This is a genomic window from Mesorhizobium sp. M7A.F.Ca.US.014.04.1.1 (genome assembly GCF_003998745.1).
GTDB lineage: Bacteria > Pseudomonadota > Alphaproteobacteria > Rhizobiales > Rhizobiaceae > Mesorhizobium > Mesorhizobium ciceri.
Window position 1 is genome coordinate 1 of sequence record NZ_RZRW01001226.1, and the last position, 800, is coordinate 800.

Genomic DNA, 800 nt, shown 5'->3' on the forward strand with positions numbered 1-800 from the left:
GTCTGACGGCGCATGTCACCGACGCCGAGATCGAGGCGGCGACGGTGTCGGCGACACCTCAGGCAGCCTGCGAGAACCTGCTCGACATGGTGCTGGCGCGCGGCGCAACGGATAACGTCACGATCGTCCTCGTAAAGATAGGACACGAGCGCGATGGCCAATTGCCTCCTCCATATCTGCATAGAGCGAAGGCCTGAGGTTGATGGGCTCCGACGACAAGACGCGCATATCGGGGGGCATGGCCAACACCGTCGTAGGCACGCAACTCAGCGGCATCTACGAGCTCGACGAACGCATCGCATTCGGTGGCATGGGCGAGGTTTACCGTGGTCATAATATCCAGACCGGTGACCATGTCGCGATCAAGATCGTCTTGCCCGAGTTCGCCCGTGACCAGACGATCTTGTCGCTGTTTCGCAAGGAGGCATTGATCCTCAATCACCTGTCGCATGACGCGGTCGTGCGCTACCACGTCTTCACGATCGATCCCGGGATCGGCCGTCCCTACCTTGCCATGGAATTCGTCGACGGTGAGTCGCTGTTCGACATCATGCGGCGTGGCGCGATGCCGGCGGCTGATGTGCGCAAGCTCTGCCACCGCCTCGCCTCCGGCCTGAGCGCCGTGCACCAGGCGGGAGCAATACACCGCGACCTCTCGCCCGATAACATCATCTTGCCGGGAGGCCGGGTCGACCGCGCGAAGATCATAGATTTCGGTATCGCCCGGTCGGCGAGTGTCGGCGGTGAGACCCTGATCGGCGGAAAGTTTGCGGGAAAATACAACTATGTTGCACCCGAAC

General features: G+C 61.5%; 1 protein-coding gene and 1 pseudogene. Both read left to right on the forward strand.

The window, feature by feature from the left end:
- Positions 1–197: pseudogene (locus EOA22_RS35725) on the forward strand (serine/threonine-protein phosphatase); the annotation flags it as partial.
- A 5-nt stretch (positions 198–202) separates the two neighbouring features.
- Positions 203–800 (forward strand): serine/threonine-protein kinase (locus EOA22_RS35730; protein ID WP_164756283.1); only part of this gene is annotated, 598 nt, incomplete at its 3' end.